This is a genomic window from Mesorhizobium sp. M0037, from assembly GCF_040323635.1.
Classification (GTDB): Bacteria; Pseudomonadota; Alphaproteobacteria; order Rhizobiales; family Rhizobiaceae; genus Mesorhizobium.
This window is the reverse complement of record NZ_JAMYVB010000054.1, coordinates 1-1,108: the sequence shown is the minus strand read 5'-3', so window position 1 is coordinate 1,108 and position 1,108 is coordinate 1. Positions and strand designations below refer to the sequence as shown.

General features: G+C 64.4%; 1 pseudogene. It reads left to right on the top strand.

Annotated features, from left to right (window positions below):
- Nucleotides 1-112: 112 nt before the first annotated feature.
- A pseudogene (locus tag NKJ78_RS30755) lies at nt 113-1,108 on the top strand (IS256 family transposase); the annotation flags it as partial.

Genomic DNA, 1,108 nt, shown 5'->3' with positions numbered 1-1,108 from the left:
GCTTTGCCGCCGAGCGACTGATGGAAATGGAGGTGGGCGCGGCCACCGGCGCCAGCTATGGCGAGAAGAACCCGCTGCGGCTCGCCCAGCGCAATGGCTACCGCGACCGGGACTGGAGACGCGGGCCGGCACGGTCGAGCTGCGCATCCCGAAGCTCAGGAAGGGAAGCTACTTCCCAGGTTTCCTCGAACCGCGCCGCATGGCCGAGAAGGCGCTAACCGCCGTCATCCAGGAAGCTTATGTGCAAGGCATCTCGACCCGGTCGGTTGACGACCTGGTCAAGGCCATGGGTATGAGCGGCATATCCAAGAGCCAGTCTCGCGGCTGTGCGAGGAGATCGACGGGAAGGTGAAGGCCTTCCTCGAGCGGCCGATCGAGGGCGATTGGCCATACCTGTGGATCGACGCCACTTACCTGAAGGTCCGCCGAGGTGGGCGGATCGTCTCGGTCGCCGTTATTATCGCCGTCGGCGTCAACGCGGACGGCCGGCGCGAGGTACTGGGCATGGAGATTGGCACCTCGGAGGCCGAGCCGATCTGGACAGAGTTCCTGCGCAAGCTGACACGTCGCGGCCTGCGCGGCGTCAAGCTCGTCGTCTCCGATGCTCACGAAGGCCTCAAGGCGGCCGTCACCAAGGTGCTGTGCGCGACATGGCAGAGGTGCCGCGTCCAACTTCATGAGGAACGTGCTGGCCCATGCCGGCAAGAGCGGCCGCAGGGTCGTCTCAGCCTTCATCGCCACCGCTTTCGCCCAGGAAACGCCCGAGGCCGCGTCCGTACAATGGCGCGCCGTCGCCGACCAGATCCGGCCGAAGGTGCCGAAGCTGGCGACAATCATGGACGACGCCGAGCCGACGTGCTGGCCTACATGACCTTCCCCAAGGAACATCGCGCCAAGCTCCACTCGACGAATCCGATCGAACGTCTCAACGGCGAGATCAAGCGGCGCACCGAGGTCGTAGAAATCTTCCCGAACGACGATGCGGTCGTGCGCCTCGTCGGCGCAATCCTGCTCGAACAGAACGATGAATGGGCAGTGCAGCGGGCCAGATATATGACTCTGGAAACGATCAGCCAGATGAGCGATGATCCCCTGATCAGCCTGCCAG